This is a genomic window from Streptococcus mitis, from assembly GCF_047460035.1.
Taxonomy (GTDB): domain Bacteria; phylum Bacillota; class Bacilli; order Lactobacillales; family Streptococcaceae; genus Streptococcus; species Streptococcus mitis_DW.
Window position 1 is genome coordinate 1 of record NZ_JASHHB010000015.1, and the last position, 19697, is coordinate 19697.

Here is a 19697-nt window from a genome sequence, read left to right on the forward strand (position 1 = left end):
AGTTTCTTAGTCTCTACGAAGCGGTAACCTGGGATATCTTTCTTAGGATTTTCACCATCTTCTGTTGGATAGTTTGGAATTTCATTTCCGTCTTTATCCTTGTGACTTGTCTTAACTTTCTCATAAATGTGCTCTGTATCGCCGTTTGGAAGTTTCTTAGTCTCTACGAAGCGGTAACCTGGAATATCTTTCTTAGGAGTTGTACCTTCCTCAGTAGTTGTTCCTGGAATTACATTACCATCTTTATCTTTGTGAGTTGTTGTCACTTTTTCATAGATATGTTTTGCATTTCCTTTTTCGTCGATTTCAGTTTTAACTACTTTATATCCTGGAATATCTTTAGATGGTTTAGTTCCGTCTTCTGTTGGTGAAAGAGGGTTACCGTCTTTATCAACATGTGAAGTATCTGGATGTACTGTTGGAGTGTACTTGGCTGTTACTGGTGTACCGTTCTTATCTACACGTTTAACTGTTACACCTTTAGCTTTTCCTACGAAGTCAGGTTCTGGTGTGAAGGTTACTTTACCGTTTTCATCGATAGTGTATGTTCCTTCACCTGGTACTTTCTTCTCAGTTGTGCCATCGTCAAATGTTGGTTTAACAGTTTCATCGATTTCAACTGGAACTTCCTTACCGTTGATTGTAACTTTACCACCTTCAAATGTTGGTGTTCCTTCTTGAGTTTGTCCTTTAGGACCTTCTGATTCAGAATCTTTTGAGGTTGGAGTTACTGGAACGACTACTGGAGTGTACTTAGCTGTGATTGGTGTTCCATTTTTGTCAACACGTTTAACTGTTACACCTGTTGCTTGACCAGTGAATGTTTTCTCTGGTGTGAAGGTTACTTTACCGTTCTCGTCGATTGTGTAAGTTCCTTCGCCTGGTACTTTCTTCTCAGTTGTGCCATCGTCAAATGTTGGTTTTACAGTTTCATCGATTTCAACAGTTTTTTCTTTACCGTTTACAGTTACTTTTCCACCTTCAAATGTTGGTGTTCCTTCTTGAATTGCACCTTGAACATTTGTAGTGATAACATCTGAACTTGTTGGTGTTGCTGGTTTTACAACTGGTGTGTACTTAGCTGTTACTGGTGTGCTGTTCTTATCTTCGCGTTGAACTGTGACACCAGTTCCCTTACCTGTGAAGTTCTTCGCTGGTGTAAAGGTAACTGTTCCGTCAGGAGCTACTGTGTATGTTCCTTCTCCTTCGATGGTTACTGAATCAACTGGATTTCCTGTTTTTGGATCAACCAATTTAGCTGGTTTATCTTCATTGATTTCAACAGTTTTCTCTTTACCATCGATTGTTACTGTTCCACCCTTGAATTCAGGTTTACCTGTTTGAGTTGAACCTTGAACATCTTCTGTTACAGCGTCTGTTCCTGTTGGTGTTACTGGTTTAACTTCTGGTGTGTAGGTTGCTTTAGCTGGAGTTCCGTTCTTATCTTGACGAACTACTTCAACACCTTTAGCTACACCTGTGAATTTTGGTTCTGGCTTGAAGGTTACTGTGCCGTCTGGAGCTACTGTATATGTTCCTTCGCCTTCAACAGTTAATGAATCTACTTTATCTCCAGTCTTAGGATCTACCAATTTAGCTGGTACTGTATCGTCCATTTCTACAGTTTTCTCTTCACCGTTAACCATAGCTGTTCCGCCTTGGAATTCTGGTTTACCAGTTTGAGTTGCACCTTGAACATCAACAGTTTTAGCAGGTTCTGCTTCTGGTTGTGCAGGAATGATTGATGGAGTATAAGTTGTTGAAACTTTAGTTCCATTTGTGTCCTCTGCTTGAACATTAGCTGGTGTTACTTTACCAGTGTATGATTTTTCTGTTGGTGTGAAGGTTACTTCTCCTGTTGCTGGATCGATTGAGTAAGTACCTACTGGCGTTACTCCGTCTTCAGCATAAGCTGGAGTTGTTTGTCCTGCTGAAACTTCATTTCCTTCTTTATCTAGAAGTTTGTATGAATTCTCTTTAATTGGAGCAATGTTGTCTCCAGGAACGAATGAAGGTGTTCCTTTTTGAGTGTCACCTTGGATAGCTTCTGATTTAGCTGCTTCTGCTGTTGGTGTTACAGGAGTAATCTTCGGTGTGTAAGTTGTTTCTACAGCTGTCCCATTTTTATCTTTAGCTTGAACGCGTACTGGTTGTACATCTCCTGAATATGTTTTATCTGTTGGCTCGAATACTGCAACAGCTTTTCCATCTACAGTTTTAAGAGTATATTTACCAATTACGTTTCCTTCTGGATCTTTAGCTGGTACCTCTTTAGCTGGTTTTCCATCTTCATCTAGAAGTGTGTAAGTATCTGGATCGATTTTTACAGATTTCTCTTTACCGTCAATCGTTGTCTTACCAGCTTCAAATGAAACTGTGCTTTCTTGAGTTTTACCTTGTACATCTGTTGTTGTAGCTGGCGTAGATGTTGGAGTTACTCCTACAATTGTTGGGGTATAAGTTGTCGAAACTTTTGTTCCATTTTCGTCTTCAGCTTGAACTTTAGCTGGTTGAACTTTACCAACATAAGTCTTATCAGTTGGTGTGAAGGTTACTTTGTTAGTAGCTGGGTCAATTGTGTATTCACCAACCTTTTTACCATTCTCATCTAATGCATCGACTGGCCCATTTGCTTCTGTTCCATCTGCATTCAACAATTTAGCTGAGTTTGCTTTGATTGGAACTGATTTCTTCTCACCATCAATTGTTGTTTCACCTGGTGCAAATGACACTGTTCCTTCTTGTGTTTCACCTTGTACTCCTGCTGATTCATCTGGAGTTGCTGTTGGTGTTACACCTACGATAGATGGTGTGTAAGTTGTAGAAACTTTTGTTCCATTCTTATCTTCAGCTTGAACTTTAGCTGGTTGTACTTTACCAGTGTAAGATTTGTCTGTTGGTTTGAAGGTTACTTCTCCTGTCGCTGAGTCAACAGTGTATTCACCAATCTTTTTACCTTTTTCATCTAAAGCATCTACTGGTCCATTTGCTTCTGTTCCATCTGCATTAAGAAGTTTTACAGAGTTTTCTTTAATTGGTACTTCTGTATTTCCTTCTGTAAATGTTGGTGTTCCTTTTTGAATTTCACCTTGAACACCAGTTGAAGTAGATGGTGCTGCTGTTGGGGTTACTGGTGTTACTGTTGGTGTATATTTACCTTTTGAAGTAACTGGAACTTTATTTCCTTCTGAATCAGTCGCTGTTACTGATACTTGTACATTAACACCTTTACCTTCTCCTGTAAATGTTGGAAGTGGTTCGAATCTTACTACACCTGTTGTTGGATCGATTGAGTATGTTCCTTCTCCTTCAACTACCACTTTGCCTTTTTCATTAGCTCCTTCTAGAGAGTATGCTGCTGTTATCCAGTCTACATTTGTTCCATCTAGAGTGTTTGTTGCTGTATTTAACTCAGAGAAGCGATCTTTTCCTGATTTAGATGTTTGAGTTTGACCCTGCTTTCCTGTAGTTTCATCTTTTGATGGTTGAACTCCATATACAGTTGGTGTATATGTATTTTCTGTCGCTACTGTTACTGGATTTCCTGACTCATCATTGAATGTTACATTTGCTGAAACTTTTATCGGTGTAGCTGTTCCTACAAAGCCTTCTGCTGGAGTGAAACTTACTTCTCCTGTTGTTGAATCGACTGTGTAAGTTCCTTCTTTAGTTGTTACAGAAGCAACTTTATTTCCTGTCGTTGGATCTACTAGTTTGAAATCTGATACTGTAGTTCCTTCTTTTCCATCATTGAAATTATCTGCAATTGAGTCAGTTTGTTTTTGACCTTGAGCTCCTGATGATTTCTCTGGATCTGTTACTACGATGTAGTAAGTTGTTTCTGCTACTGCATCTTCTGTAACTTCACCAGACTCTGTTCCATCTACTGTTGGAGTTGTTACAACACCGTTTGAGTCTACTGCTCTCGCTGTTACTTTGTAACGCCCTTTTTGAGATAATACATAAGCATTAGCTCGAGCCAAGTTTGCTTCTGCAGCTGTTTTAAGAGCTGTACGTGCTGTTTCTACAGCTTTTTCAGCCGCAACAGCTTCATCACGGGATGTAGTCTCAGTAGTTTTCAGTGTATCTAACTTAGTTTTAGCTTTTTCCAACTCAGCTTGAAGTGAAGCTTTGTATTCTCTAACTCTTTCAAGTTTTTCTTCAGCTAAAGCTTGAGCTGTTGGAGAAATAGAACGTAATTTAAGATTATCTAATGCTTTTTTAGCATCTTCTTCAATACTAGTTTGACGATCTAATAATTCTTGTAGATTTGCTAATTCATTAGCAACTGTATGTGCATCTTTAATAGCATTTGCTGCTAATTGTGATTTTTCTGCAGCTGTACGTTGAGCTTGAATATAAGCTGTTTCTTCTGCTTGAGCTCCGTCAAAAGTAGTTACTGTACCATCTGGTGCAGTTGCTGTTACTTTTGTTTTAATCGTATCTGAATCTGTTACTGATGTTTTATCATCGATTGTATCTGCGAATGCTACATTTGCTTTGGTAGATTTAATTAAGTTTACTGATGTACCTTTTGATTCTGAATAACTTGTTGAAGTTCCTGTTGGTTTAGCATTTTGAATTGATGCTACATCTGTAGAAGATGCTTCACGGTATGATACATACCCTTTGAAACCAGAAGTCGTTTCAAGTTTCCATCCTGCGTTTGATTCAGTAGCTGTAACGGTTGAACCATCAGATGCTGTCCATTGTTTAGATACTGAATCATAATTTACAGTTACAATAGTACCTTGAGCATTGGCTACTTGCATTTTCGGAACATTAGTTACGGTACGAGTAACATCTCCTACTTCTGTAACTTTTCCTTTTTCACGAATTTCAGCAATCTTATCTACTAAGTTAGCTGCATTAGAAGTTGCACTCCATGTACGAGTGAATTCATATACGATGTAATCAATATCTCCGTTTGCTTTCACATCAGTATACACACGTCTTTCAGTTAATGTAGAAGTTCCATTGCCATTGTCTACTAATTGATACGCATCCTCAGTTGGTAAATTATATTTACCAGTAGCACTGTTAAATGTAGCTGTATATTCTTTATTATTTACCCCTTTAACAGTATATACTTCACGTTGTAAATTAGCATGCACTCTATCTGTAGTTGCTTTCGCTGCAATACTATCTACACCTACGTATTTTGTGGATTCTGGAGTTACTGCTAAATTAATGGTTGAATCTCCTGAAGTTGATGCCGCTGCTAGTACTGCTCCTTCTTGGACTGCTGCATTTGTAGTACCTGCAGCTACTGTCCAATTGCCATCTTTAACTACAAGTTTCGTCACTGTTCCATCTGGCATTGTAATTTCCGCAGTATTTGCACCTTTTGAAATCGTTACAGGTACAGTTGTTGCATAAGCTTCAACATTCTTAACTGTAATCTTAGGAGCTACCGCAATCGTAATATTTTCATGCGCTTCTTGACCATTCATATTCCATTGATTTGAATTACCTGCAATTGTAGCATTATTATAGTCTTTTGCTAAAACAGCCGCTGTGAAAATTCCAGATTCCGTTGCTGTCCCTGTAATTAACCCAGTTTGTGGAGTATAATCTAAACCTGGGATTACATCATTAATAGTAGTTTTTTCTCCATTTTTTGCATAAGTACCATTTACAGTTGTGTGAGCTGTAACTGGACGTGGTCCATTCATAGTTGTCAATGTTGATCCATCTTTAGCAGTAAAAGTAGCATTATAAATCCCTTTATTTACTGTTTTTGCACCAGCGATTACTCGTTCACCGTTAACTGTATAATTAGTAGCATCATCACGTGTCATCGCATCATTATCAACATATTTAATATCATGACTCACTTCATCTCCAATAGTGACTAATTTAGATGAACCTTGAATTAATGGTGCAGTTGTATCTTGCCAGCCCATCCATCCTGAACGTAAGTTTTGGAAATCCATTACTTGTGTTGTTCCATCTGGTTTTGACACAGTTACTTTATAACGCATATCGTATACACCATTTTGAATGCTTGATGATACATATCCTTCAATTGTATCCGCTTTTTCATTATAAGCAGCACCCGGGATTAAGTTAGTTAATTCAATATTTGTAATCTTATATCCTGCTGCAGTAGCGGCATCAGAAAGACTAAAACGTTTCTTTACATCAGTTACATAAATGTAGTGATTTCCTTGTTCATAAGTATATCCATAAATTTCTGTTGCAAGGAATTCATATGCTCCATTAGATCCATACTGTGCATTTTGATCTAATGTACCTACTATAGTACTTCCTGTCGGACGTAATTTACCTTTCCATAGTTCAGCTTCTTCACCTAATTTTTGTGCTTCTTCTCTAGATAATGGAATATCCGTACGACCATTTTTACCAGCAACTGAGTTCACAGCTTCTGGCTGTTCTGTATTCTCAGATTGATATCCATGAACATAAATACGGTAATCTGCATTACTATCTAATTCATAATAAGATTTACCAGTTGCAGTAGCAAACTCCCCATTTTTCTTTCTTAATTCTGTTGAAGAATATGTATATCCTTCATTTGCAGAACGTAAGTTAGATCCTTTTTCGATTTCTTTTCCATTACGTTCATCTTTTGAGCCTGTATTTTCGATAGCGTTTGAATCAGACTTTTTCTCAGTATTTTCTGCTTTCTTCCCTACAGTTTCTTTACCATTTGTAGTGTCAACTGCTGGAGTTTCTTTTTTCTCAACTGGTTTATTTTTTAGTTTTGAGTTTACAGTCGTTACAAGTTTGTTGTAAGCAGCTTTTAACTCATCTTGACTTGTAGCGCTTGAAAGAGCTGCTTTTGCCGCTTCCAAATCCGCATTCAAAAGAGTCAAACTTTCGTCTGTCTTATTTGCATATTTACCTGCAGCTAGTTTCCCAGCTACTTCATTAACATATGACTCAAGTTGAGACTTGTCTAGTTTAGGAGCAACTTCTTCTTTTGTAACTGCTTCAGCAGATTTTGGTGCGTCTTCCTTCTTAGATTCTTCTACTTTAGGAGTCGCTACTTCAGGTTTAGTTTCCTCTGCTTTTACTTCCTTCGCAGTTTCTACTTTAGCCGTTGCTCCATTCTCTTCAGCATTAGGTGATACTACTGCCACACCAGGAACATTACCATTAACTGCTGTTTCTGAGGCTGATACTGCACCATTTCCAAGAAACATCAAACCAGCTGCAATCGCTACTGACGCTGCTCCAAAGCTATATTTACGAATCCCATAACGGATGTATTTTTCTACTCTAAAATCTTGTTGTTGCTTGCCTTTCATCGAGACTAACAACCTCCTTTTGTTTTATATCATGTTTATAGATATAGTAAAAACCAAAACCCCTTCATTTCATTTATAAATGAAGGAATTGCCTCAAGTACTATATTTTTTCCGAAACATGTATATTCATTCTATCACACTAGCTAGATATATTCAATTTATTTGTTTGAAAACAACATGAAAATTTCAATTTTTATCTATGTCATTCTCTAAAAAATAGTAAAAATTGTCTGAATTATATAAAAAACTCTACATTTTTTAACTTTTTCCACTATTTTTTGAGATTTCAACACATTTTTGAATCCGCTAACATTGTATAAACGTATATTATTTTGAATTCATTTTCATTTCTCTATATTTTATTTTTTTGTATATTTATCAATTAAATCCGTTTGGTTTTTTTCAAAAATATTTTATCATCTGTATTTTAATATTTAAAAGTATATTGAATACCAATCTCAACTAAATTCATTTAGAATTTCTGATTTAGCTGTTAAAAATTTTCATTTAAAGTTAGCTAAAAGCCAAAAAACCGATGAAATAAATCATCGGTTTTCTATTTGATGTGGATTAGATTAGCTAATTAGAAATTGTTTCACTTAATCTTCTTTCTTCTTGCGAGCTACAAGACCAAATCCGCTCAATACTCCGAGAAGTCCAAGTGCTGCAAGGCTAGCATTGTCTTCTGTACCAGTGTTTGGCAATTCACGCTTACCTTCAGCTTCTTTCACTGCTGTTGGTTGTACTGGTTGTGCTGGAGTAGCCGGTACTTGAGGTTTAGCTGGCTGTTCAGGCATTGCTGGAGTAGCTGGCTCAACTGGTCTTGGAGTTGGCATCTCAACTTTCTTGAAGATATGTCTGATACTTCCATTTGAATCTGTCACGGTCTTGACGTATTCGTAACCTGGAATTGTTCCTGGCTCTTTAGAACCTGGTTCAGATGGTTTCACTGGATTACCATTTTCATCTGTCCAAATTGTAATATTTTGATTACCTGGATTTGGTTGAGGAACAGGTGAAGGTGTTGGAGCTGGTGGCGTTACTTTTTCGTAGACATGTTCAACATCTCCGTTTGGAAGTGGTTTAGTTTCCACAAAGCGGTAGCCTGGAATATCTTTCTTAGGTTGTTCGCCTTCTTCTGTTGGAGTATTTGGAATTGGATTTCCATCTTTATCCTTGAAGAATGTTTTCACTTTTTCGTAGATATGCTCAGTATCTCCATTTGGAAGTGGTTTAGTTTCTACGAAGCGGTAGCCTGGGATATCTTTCTTAGGTTGTTTTCCTTTTTCAGTTGGAACTTTTGGAATTGGATTTCCATCTTTATCCTTGAAGAATGTTTTCACTTGTTCATAGATATGACGAGTATTTCCATGCTCATCAGTGATTGTTTCTTTATATCTATATCCTGGAATATCTACCTTAGGCTTTTCTCCATCTTTACTTGGGAATCCTGGAATTTCTTTACCATTTTCATCTACATAGTCTGTACCTGGACGAACTGTTGGAGTGTATTTAGCAGCAATTGTTTTTCCTGCTTTATCTTTTCTTACAACAGTTACACCTTCTCCAGTTCCTACGTAATCTTCTTCTGGAGTAAATGTTACTTTACCATCTTTATCGATAGTATAAGTTCCTTCGCCTTCTACAGTTCTTGTAGTTGTTCCATCATCAAATGTTGGTGGTACATCTAAATCTACGTCTCCTGTGAACTCTGGAGTTTCAGATTGAGGAGTATTCTTAGGTCCTTCTGTAGTTTTGTCTACAGTCGCTGTTACTGGTGTTACTGTTGGAGTGTATTTAGCCGTTACTTCAGTTCCGTTCTTATCTACACGTTGTACAGTTACTCCTGTAGCTGTTCCTAGGAATTCTGGTTCTGGTGTGAATGTTACTTTACCATCTTTATCGATTGTGTATGTTCCTTCTCCTTCAACTGTTACTGAATCAACTGGATCTCCTGTCTTAGGATCAACTAGTTTAGCTGGAACAGCCTTATCAATTTCAACAGTTTCTTCTTTACCATTGATTTTGACTGAACCACCTTGGAACTCTGGTGTTCCTGTTTGTGGTTGACCTTTAGGTCCTACTGATGTCTTATCTTCTCCAGTTGGCGTTACTGGCACTACTTTTGGAGTATACTTCGCTGTTACTGGCGTTCCATTCTTATCAACACGTTGAACTTCTACACCTTCTCCTTTTCCAGTAAATTGTGGTTCTGGTTGGAATTTCACTTTACCATCTTCGATTGTGTATGTTCCTTCTCCAGGAATTACTACTGGTTCATCAGTTGGTTCTCCTGTCTCTGGATCAATTAGTTTAGGTGCTTTTGTTTCATCAATTTCAACAGTTTTTGGTACACCATTAACCGTTACTGTTCCACCTTTGAATTCTGGTAATCCTGTTTGTGGTTTACCTTGAATATTTTTAGATTTAGCTGGTGTTGCTGTTGGAGTTACACCTTTAACTTTAGGTGTGTAGTTTGCTTCTACAGGTGTTCCGTTCGCATCTTTCACTTGAACAGTTACCCCTGTTGCTTGACCTGAAAATTGTGGTTCTGGTTGGAATGTTACTTCTCCAGTCTTAGGATCGATCGTGTATGTTCCTTCACCAGGAGTCACTACTTTGTTTTTATCAGTTGGCTTCCCTGTTTCTGGATCGATTAATTTCGCTGGTTGATCATCAGTAATTGTAATTGCAACATCAGGATTTCCTGGTGTGAATTTTGGTGTTCCATTTTGTTCAGCACCTTGAATATCTTCTGATGTAACGTCTTCTCCTGTTGGTTTAACTGGAGTTACCGTTGGAGTGTATTTAGCTTTTACAGCGGTTCCGTTTGTATCTTCGCGTTGAACTTCTACACCTGTAGCTGTTCCTGTAAATTGTGGTTGTGGTTGGAATTTCACTTTACCATCTTCGATTGTGTATGTTCCTTCACCTTCAACTGTTACAGAATCAACTGGATTACCTGTCTTAGGATCGATTAGTTTTGGAGCTTTTGTTTCATCAATTGGAACAACTTTCTCTTCACCATTAACCGTTACTTTTCCACCTTTGAATTCTGGTAATCCTGTTTGTGCTTTACCTTGAATATCTGTTGTTTTAGCTGGTGTTGCTGTTGGTTTAACCGGTGTGATATTCGGTGTATACGTAGTTTGTACTGGAGTTCCATTCATATCTGCTGCTTGAATAGTTACCGGTGGAACTGGTCCTACATATGTTTTGTCTTCTGGTGTGTATACTGCAACTGGATCTTTACCAGGTTCTTTTACAAGAGTATACTTACCGATTACTTTACTTGGATCTTTTGGATCTTTTACAACTACTTCATCAGTTGGTTTTCCATTTTCACCTACTAATGTAACTGAACCTGGATTAATCGGAACTGGATCTGATTTAATTTTGTTTCCAACCGGATCTTCTAAATCTGCAGTTCCACCTTTGAATGTAATAGGTTGTTTTTGAGTTGCACCTTGTACATCAGTTGATTCAGCTGGCTTAGCCGTTGGTTTAACTCCTACGATTACTGGAGTATAATCAGCTGTTGCCGGTGTGTTGTTTTTATCAACACGTTGAACTGTTACTGGTTGTACTGGCCCTACATAACTTTTATCTATTGGTGTAAATTTCACTACTCCTGTAGTCGGATCTAAAGTATACTTACCGATTACATTTCCTTTTGGATCTTTCGCTGGAAGTTCATTTGAAGGAACAGGTTGCTTCGTTTCTGGATCAAGTAGTGTTGCTGGTTTATCGTAATCGATTGGCACTGCTTCATTTCCTGGTTTGAAGTAAGGTTTACCATTTTGCTCTTGACCTTGCACGCCTGTAGTAATGTTATCGAATCCTTCTGGTACTACTGGTTTAACAATTGGTGTGTATTTCGCAGTAGCTGGTGTTCCGTTTGTATCAACACGTTTTACAGTTACACCTTTAGCTACACCTGTAAACTGTTCTTCAGGTTGGAAATGAACAGTTCCGTCAGGATCTACTGTATATGTTCCTTCTCCTGATACTACTTTTTTAGTTGTACCATCTTCAAATGTTGCTGGTACTTTATCATCGATCGGGAATTCATTATCTCCCGGAGTAAAGGTTACTCTACTTTGTTGAGGTTTACCTTGTAAATTTGTAGTAGTTTTATCTTGTCCTTCTGGTACTACTGGAGTAACAGTTGGAGTGTAAGTTGTTTCTACTTTTGTTCCATTTTTATCTGCAGCTGTTACTTTCGCTGGATCTGGTGTTCCAGTAAAGTCTTTATTTGGTTGGAATGTAATTACTCCAGTTTCTGGGTCTAAAGTATAAGTACCCACTTCTTTTCCATCTTTAAGAGCTGGCATTGTTGTGACTTCTGCACCTGTTGGGTCTACAAGTTTCACTGTAGATTTATCGATTGGCGCTGTTTCGTCACCTTCTTTGAACATTGTAGTTGCATCTTGAGTTTGTGGTTTACCTTGTTTTCCACTTGTCTCTTTTGGTTCTGCAGTTGGTTCTATCGCTTCCACTTCTGGAGTGTAGTCTCCACTAGATGTAACTTCAACTTTATTTCCTTCTGAATCTGTTGCTGTTACAGCTACTTTAACCTCTACTCCTTGTGCTTTTCCTTTGAAGCTTGGTTCTGGAGTGAATGTTACTTTACCTGTTGCTGGGTCAATTTTATAAGTTCCTTCACCTTTAACTACAACCTTACCTTCTTCATCAGCACCTTCTAATGAGTACTTAGCTGTTGTCCAGTCTACATTTGTGCCATCTGGAGTGTTAGTTCCTGTATTTAATTCAGAGAAACGATCTTTTCCTGATTTAGATTCTTGAGGTTGTCCTTGTTTTCCTTTAGTTTCATCATTTGATGGTTTAACACCATATACAGTCGGTGTGTAAGTAGTTGAAGATTCTACTACTACTGGATTTCCATCGTCTCCAGTTAATGTGACATTAGCTGAAACTGTTAAAGGTTTAGCATTACCAATAAATCCTGGAGCTGGCGTGAAGTTTACTTTACCTGTGTTTTCATCAATTTGATAAGTACCTTCGTCAGTAGTTACAGAACTTGCTTTTTTACCTGATACTGGATCAACTAGTTTGTAGTCAGATACTTCTGCATCATTTGGTAAACCAGTCTTGAATCCTTTTTCCATTGAATCAGTTTGTTCTTGTCCTTCTGCTCCAGAAGATTTTTCAGGTTTAGAAACTACGATGTAGTAAGTTGTTTCTGCAACTGCATCTTCTGTAACTTCTCCTGAATCTGTTTTTCCTACTGTTGGAGTTGTTACAACACCATTTGAGTCAACAGATCTTACTGTTACTTTGTAACTTCCATACTCACCTAGAGTATATGCTGCGATTTCTGAGTTTGCTAAGTTCTTCTCAGCTGCTGTTTTTAATGCTTCACGAGCTGTTTCTACAGCTTTTTCAGCTGCAAGAGCCTCATCACGAGCTGATTTTACTTTTGCTTCTACATCTGGTAATGCAGCTTTTGCTTTATCCAATTCAGCTTTTAATGATGCTTGTTGTTCTTTTGCTGCTTTTAATTTTTTCTCAGCTAAGTCTTGTGCTGTTGGTGAAATTGTACGTAGATGTAAATCATCTAATGCTTTTTGTGCGTCCTCTACAATTCTATCTTGACGGTCTACTAATTCTTGAATTTTCGCTAATTCATTTGCTGTACCTTGAGCATTTGCTACAGCTTCTGCTGCCGCTTTTGTTTTTTCTGCTGCAGTACGTTGTGCTTGAATAAATGCTTTTTCTTCAGCATCAGCTAAGTTAAATTCTTTTTTAGCTCCACTTGGTGAAGTAACCGTTAATTTAGTTTTAATTGTTTCAGATTGAGCATCATCTGACTCATCGTCAATTTTATCTTCAAATGCTACATTTGCTTTTGGTGATTTCAATAAGTCAACAGAATTTCCTTGTGTATCTGCATAACTTGTTGATGCTCCAGTTGGTTTATCATTTTGAATAGAAGCCACGTCTGTTCCTGTTGCTTCACGGAAAGCTACATATCCTTTAAATCCTGAATCTGTAGAAATCTTCCATCCAGCATTTGATTTTTCAGCAGTAACTGTAGAACCGTCAGAAGCAGTCCATTTATTTGTTGCTGAATCATAAGTTACAGTTACAGTAACTCCTTTTGTATCAGCTGTTTGAGCTTTTGGTAAAGCAGTAACTGTACGAGTTACATCTCCTACTGCTGTTACTTCACCATTTTTACGAATTTCTGCAACTTTTTCTGTTAAAGTAGCTGCTGAAGATGTTGCATTCCATGTACGAGTAAATTCGTATACAATATAGTCAACACTTCCATCTGCTTTTGCATCTGTATAAACTCGACGTTCTGTTAATGTTGTAGTTCCATCTCCATTGTCTTTTAGGACATAGGCATCTTCATTTGCAAGAGCATATTTACCAGTTGCACTATTAAATGTAGCTGTATATTCTTTATTATTTGCATCTTTCACTTTCACAACTTCACGTTGTAAGTCCGCATGAACTTTATCAGTAGTTGCTTTAGCTACAATACTATCTACTCCAACATATTGTGTAGAATCTGAAGTAACTGGAATATTAATTTTAGAATCTGCTGTTGCTGAAGCATCTCCTAATTGATCTCCTTCTTTTACAGCTGTATTAGTAGTTCCTGCAGCTACAGTCCATTTACCGTCTTTTACAACTAATTTTGTAACTGTTCCATCTGGCATTGTAATTTCTGCTTTATTAGCACCGTTAGAAACAGATACTGGAACTTTTGTCGCATACGCTTCAACATTAGATACAGTAATTTTTGGAGCTACTGCAATCGTAATATTTTCATGAGCTTCTTGACCATACATATTCCAATCCTGATTTTTCGCATTGGTTGTATTATTATAGTCTTTGGCGTAAACATTTGCTGTATAAATTCCAGCTTTTGACGCTGTTCCTGTAATATCTCCAGTTTTTGGATCATAATTTAATCCTGGTACAACATCATTTATCGAAGTTTTACTTCCCGTAAAATTACCATTTAAGGCTGTGTGGGCTGTGACAGTTTGTGGTCCGTTCTCGGTATTTACTTTAGATCCATCAACTGCAGTAAAGGTTGCTCCATTCGTGCCTCCAGGAGCCGTTTTTGAACCGGCAACAACTTTTTCTCCATTACTTCTGTATACATAACCAGCTCTTTCATCACGACTCATTCCATCGTTATCAACATATTTAATATTATGGTTCACTTCATCTCCAATTGTGACCATTGTAGATGTACCTTTAATTAATGGAGCTGTTGAGTCTTGCCATCCAATCCATCCAGCTGTTAAATCACGGAAAGTAACTTGTTGAGTAGCTCCATCTTTCTCTACAGTTACAATATAGCGCATGTCATATACACCGTTTTGAAGAGTAGATGCTACGTATCCTTCTACAGTATCTGTTTTTTCATTATATCCTGTACCAGGAATTAAGTTACTTAGTTGGATATCTTTAATTTTATATCCCGCAGCTTCTGCTTCTGGTGATAATGTGAAACGTTTTTTAGCATCAGTGATATATACATAGTGGTTTCCTTGCTCATAAGTATAACCATAGATTTCTGTAGCTAGATACTCATAAGCACCTCCTGCACCCCATATTGTATTCCCATTAGTTTTTCCTGTAGCACGAAGTTTCCCTTTCCATAGAGCAGCTTCACGACCAAGTTTCTGAGCTTCTGTTTTTGATAAAGGAATATCAGTACGACCACTTATCCCTGCTTGTCCACTATTAGCCGCAGGCACTTCTGTATTCTCTGATTGATAACCATGAACATAAATTTTGTAATTGTTGTTACCATCTAATACTTTATAAGATTTACCTGTTGCTGTAGCAAATTCACCATTTTCTTTTCTTAACTCTGTAGAGGCTGCTGTATACCCTTCATTAGCTGAAAGAGCTACTGCAAACTTACCATCACGACCGATTCCTGCATTTTTCAACTCATTGTAGACTGCAAGGATTGATTCATTAAGACGTTCCAATTGTGCATCTACCTGCTCTTTTGTGACACTTTTATCAGCTAGAAGAGCCTTAGTCTCAGTAAGAACTACTTGGTTTTTAGCGACTGCTGCTGTAACCGCTACCTTATTTTCTTCTTTCACGTCAGCCTTAGCAAGTTCAACCTCAGCCAATTTATTAGTTACTTCAGCTTCTGATGACACTTGAGTCAGAGTTGTTGTAGCTACTGAGAGAGCTTTTTCAGCTGGAGTTGCAGTTTTTTCTTCTTCTGCCTTAGCTGCTTCTTTATCATCTGCTTGTTTTTTATCAAAACCAGCAGTATTTGACTCAGTTACAACTGTGCTCAAAGCTGATACAGTTTCGGCTTGGGCATCTACATCAGCTTGGTTAGATTCAGCCTTAGCAAGAGCTGCTTTAGCTGTTACCAATACTTCCTTAGCTGAATTTACTACAGTAGCATCCGCATATTTTGCAGTTGCAAGTTTAGATTCTAAAGTCGCGATACTTGCTTCCAGTATTGCCTTGTTTACTTTTTTAGCTTCTTCTACTTTAACTTCAGGTTTTGCTTCTGTAGTATGCTGATCTGATTTTTCAGCTGGAGTTGCTGCTACTGCAGTTTTTGCACCTTGTACTTCCGTCGCAGATACTGCGCCGTTACCAAGGAACATCAATCCAGCTGCAATAGCTACTGATGCTGCACCGAAACTATACTTACGAATACCGTAACGAATGTACTTTTCCGTTCGAAAATCTTTCTGCTTGTCCTTCATTTTTGACATATATCCTCCATAAAATAGTCAGTTTATTAGCGATATTAATAGCCAAGATGATACATAAAAAGACCCCTTTATATTTTCTAAAATACTTAGAGGACCATCTTTTAGTAGTACCAGCAAACACCATCAATATTCAAAGCCATTTTATCATTTTTAAGTTTTTTTAGCAATAAATATGATAACAAATAAATAATTGTTTAAATTATTACTTATTTATTACTTATATAGTGACTTTATCTTTATAAAACAAATATTTTTATTGATATTTTATCTTATTTCATACAAATAAAGTCCTTATCCTGATATTGTATAAAATGAAATCTTATTTCTATATTTTATGTGTTATTATGTTGTTTCGTCCGGTAATAATATTTGAATTTGCATTACATAAGTATTTATAGCTATATTATATCTATTATGGATAAAATATAAACTTTATCTTACTTTATACATAATATGGGATTTTAGAATTTAATATATAGACAAAAATAAAAATTCCTCTCTTAAAACTTAAAAGAGGAATTTTTATCATCCACAATTAACATGCATAATTATAATACTATATTTTCAAATATTTTGCAAGCACTTTTTATTTTGAATCTTCAAATCTCTTATAAATCTTTCGCTTTTTATTTTATTTTTTTAAATCCCATTAAATAATATTTCTATTTGATGAGTTTTTAAACAAACATCCGAGTTTAATGTACGGTTTTTTCGATTTTATCTTTAAATTTATATTTTATGTTTTCATTATTTTTATAACTTAAATATTATATTTACGGCCTTTTTATAAGCCTGTGTTAACATTTTTAAGAATCTATACACTTATCTATACATCTACCATTAATACCTCTAAAAAAATCGTTCGGATTTTATCCCATAACCTCAACAATTTCAATAATAGAATACAAAACTTTCTCTGATTTTTTTCAATTATTTTTTCTCCTAAATCATAAAAGAAAAAACGAATGAAGCCACATCGATTCTTTAGAATCAATAACTAAAGACAAAAAAACGAGCACTTTCGCACTCGTTCTCTGTTATAAACTACTGATTAAAGTGAGTTTACGTCAACTTTGATACCAACACCTTGAGTAGTTGTGATAGTCAAGTTTGTTACGTAAGTTCCTTTAGCTGTAGCTGGTTTTGCTTTTTGGATTGTTTCGTTGAAAGCTTTAAAGTTTTCAACCAATTTTTCAGCTTCAAATGATACTTTACCGATGATTGCTTGAACGTTACCTGCACGGTCAGCACGGTAAGTGATTTTACCACCTTTAGACTCTTCAACTGCTTTAGCAACATCCATTGTTACAGTACCAGTTTTAGGGTTTGGCATCAAGTTACGTGGTCCAAGGACACGTCCAAGACGTCCAACAAGAGCCATCATGTCAGGTGTAGCAATAACTACGTCGAAGTCCAACCAACCGTCGTTGATTTTAGCAACAAGGTCATCTTCACCAACAAAGTCTGCACCAGCAGCTTTTGCTTCTTCAGCTTTTGCACCACGTGCGAAAACAAGAACGCGTGAAGTTTTACCAGTACCGTTTGGCAATACCATTGCTCCACGGATTTGTTGATCAGCTTTTTTAACGTCGATGTTCAAGTTGTAAGCAACTTCTACAGTTGCGTCAAATTTTGCAAAGTTAGTTTCTTTTGCAAGTGCTACAGCTTCTTCTACGCTGTATGCTTTTGTGCTGTCGATTTTCTCAAGAGCAGCACGAAGTTGTTTGCTTTTTTTAGCCATTTTCTATTCTCCTTGTAAGTGGTTCAATCGATTTTCATCTCCCACGTCACTTCTCGAAATGATGAAGTCTTGCGGGTTTTCAGTCTATTATTTTTCTTTTCCTACTTCGTTAAGCTCCCTTGCTGTACCCAAGTACAAGCTTCAGTCACTTGCCTAGTATGAAAAGCAACTAATAGACTGCTGTGAGATTTTCTACTGTATTATTGATTAGTCAACAACAGTGAATCCCATAGAACGAGCAGTACCTTCGATCATACGCATTGCAGACTCTACGTTTGCTGCGTTCAAATCTGGCATCTTAGTTTCTGCAATTTCTTGTACTTGTGCACGAGTAACTGTAGCAACTTTAGTTTTGTTCGGTGTACCTGATCCTTTTTCAACACCTGCAGCTTTTTTCAAAAGAACAGCAGCTGGTGGTGTTTTCGTAACGAAAGTAAATGATTTATCTTCGTAAACTGAGATAACAACTGGAATAATCATACCAGCTTGGTCAGCTGTACGAGCGTTGAACTCTTTTGTGAATCCCATGATGTTGATACCAGCTTGACCAAGAGCAGGTCCAACCGGTGGAGCTGGTGTAGCTTTACCAGCAGGGATTTGCAATTTTACAAGTTTTTCGACTTTTTTAGCCATTTTTAAATCCTCCTTTGTGGTTTTGGCGGTAATTAAAGATTTTTACCTCCCACAAGTATGCTTTACACATACTCATCTATTATACACTATTTATCTAGAATTGCAAGAGAAAAGTTTATTTTTAATCGACATAATCTCCGCCTTCAAAGCCGTAGTATTCTTCCAAACTGAGACCACTCTCAGCAATTTCTTTTGCTTCTTTTCCGACATAACGAAGGTGCCATTCTTCAGCCATATAGCCTGTTTCTTTTTCTTTACCTTTGAGATAACGGACAACAAAGCCATAATCAGCTGCATGGTCCAAGAGCCATTGGGCTGCTTTTTCTTCTGTTACTAAATCACCATCAGTCCCAATAACATCAAAGGCCAAGCCAGTTTGGTGTTCACTATAGCCAGGTCGGGCAGAGTAACGGTCAGCAGCTGCCTTTCCGTCTTGATTAACATAATCTTGATAGAGCTTGGTCTGAGTTTCATAACTTCTAAAGCCACTGTAATGGTCACTAATTGGGAAACCTGCCTCTTGCATCGCTTTGATGAGTTTGACCAACTCAGCCTTGGCTGTTGGATTTTCCCCTGGATTGTAGTCTTTTGACAATGGGTAGTGTTTATTGGCTACGATGATTTCATCGTATTTCCCTTGGATGCTGTAGTAGTCTCCTTTGTTAACCACTTCTGCTTTTTTCTGGGCAGCTCCTTGAGCCTTACTTCCTACTGTTCCATCAGCTTTAGCTGTTTGCTCTGTCTTAACTGAGCCATCTTCATTTTTTGCTTTTTCTTGTGAACAAGCTGCTAGACTCAAGGCTAGCAAAGCTGTCAAGATAAGGTATCTTTTTTTCATTTCTACTCCTTTATTTCTAATAGTTTATCTACTTCTAACGATAATCGTTTGACTAATCTTTTAATCTCATCCGGTTTTGCTTGGCAGGTTTCTGAGGTCATTTCTTCAAAGGGAACCCACCAAACTGGCCCACGCCCCTTGAGACCGTGACCATTCATATCACCTGTTCGTCTAGGAAACAGATGCCAATGAAGATGGGCATCACCATTGCCTAGAAGTTCGATATTCATTTTCTCGGCAGCAAAGGCCTTAGCAACTGCTTCTTGGACTAAACTCATTTCCTCTAGAAAACGGATTCTAGTTTCCTTCTCTAAATGATGCAATTCGGTAACATGTTCCTTGGCTAGAAAGAGACTATAGCCTGCAAAATACTGGTGGTCTCCAATCACAAGATAGCCTGTTTCCAACTCTCTTACAAAGTAAGGATTTTTCCCAGCTTTGATGAGGTCAATTCTCTGGCAAATCAGGCACAT

Annotated in this window: 6 protein-coding genes; all 6 read right to left on the reverse strand. The window is 37.4% G+C overall.

Going from position 1 to position 19697, the window contains the following annotated elements; translation table 11 throughout:
• The coding region (locus QM956_RS10270; RefSeq protein ID WP_414302504.1) for a YSIRK-type signal peptide-containing protein at positions 1-7274 on the reverse strand (7274 nt) is incomplete at its 3' end.
• Positions 7275-7873: 599 nt separating this feature from the next.
• Entirely contained in the window at positions 7874-16003 is an 8130-nt protein-coding gene (locus tag QM956_RS10275) for a YSIRK-type signal peptide-containing protein (protein ID WP_414302509.1), read from the reverse strand.
• Positions 16004-17063: 1060 nt separating this feature from the next.
• Entirely contained in the window at positions 17064-17753 is a 690-nt protein-coding gene (gene rplA / locus QM956_RS10280; protein ID WP_001085675.1) for a 50S ribosomal protein L1, read from the reverse strand.
• A gap of 207 nt (positions 17754-17960) precedes the next feature.
• On the reverse strand, positions 17961-18386 hold the full coding sequence (gene rplK / locus QM956_RS10285; RefSeq protein WP_001085809.1) for a 50S ribosomal protein L11: 426 nt from the start codon (positions 18384-18386) through the stop codon (positions 17961-17963).
• Between the two features lie 121 nt (positions 18387-18507).
• A complete protein-coding gene (ldcB, locus tag QM956_RS10290) occupies positions 18508-19224 on the reverse strand; it encodes an LD-carboxypeptidase LdcB/DacB (protein WP_060627734.1) in 717 nt (238 codons plus the stop codon).
• A 2-nt stretch (positions 19225-19226) separates the two neighbouring features.
• Positions 19227-19697 (reverse strand): HIT family protein, encoded by a 471-nt coding sequence (locus tag QM956_RS10295; RefSeq protein ID WP_261083020.1) that lies wholly within the window; start codon positions 19695-19697, stop codon positions 19227-19229.

Excerpts from the sequence above, each read along its gene's own strand:
- QM956_RS10295 (WP_261083020.1), bottom strand. The coding sequence starts at position 19,697 with ATGTGCCTGATTTGCCAGAGAATTGACCTCATCAAAGCTGGGAAAAAT.
- rplA (WP_001085675.1), bottom strand. The coding sequence starts at position 17,753 with ATGGCTAAAAAAAGCAAACAACTTCGTGCTGCTCTTGAGAAAATCGAC.
- QM956_RS10275 (WP_414302509.1), bottom strand. The coding sequence starts at position 16,003 with ATGAAGGACAAGCAGAAAGATTTTCGAACGGAAAAGTACATTCGTTAC.
- rplK (WP_001085809.1), bottom strand. The coding sequence starts at position 18,386 with ATGGCTAAAAAAGTCGAAAAACTTGTAAAATTGCAAATCCCTGCTGGT.
- ldcB (WP_060627734.1), bottom strand. The coding sequence starts at position 19,224 with ATGAAAAAAAGATACCTTATCTTGACAGCTTTGCTAGCCTTGAGTCTA.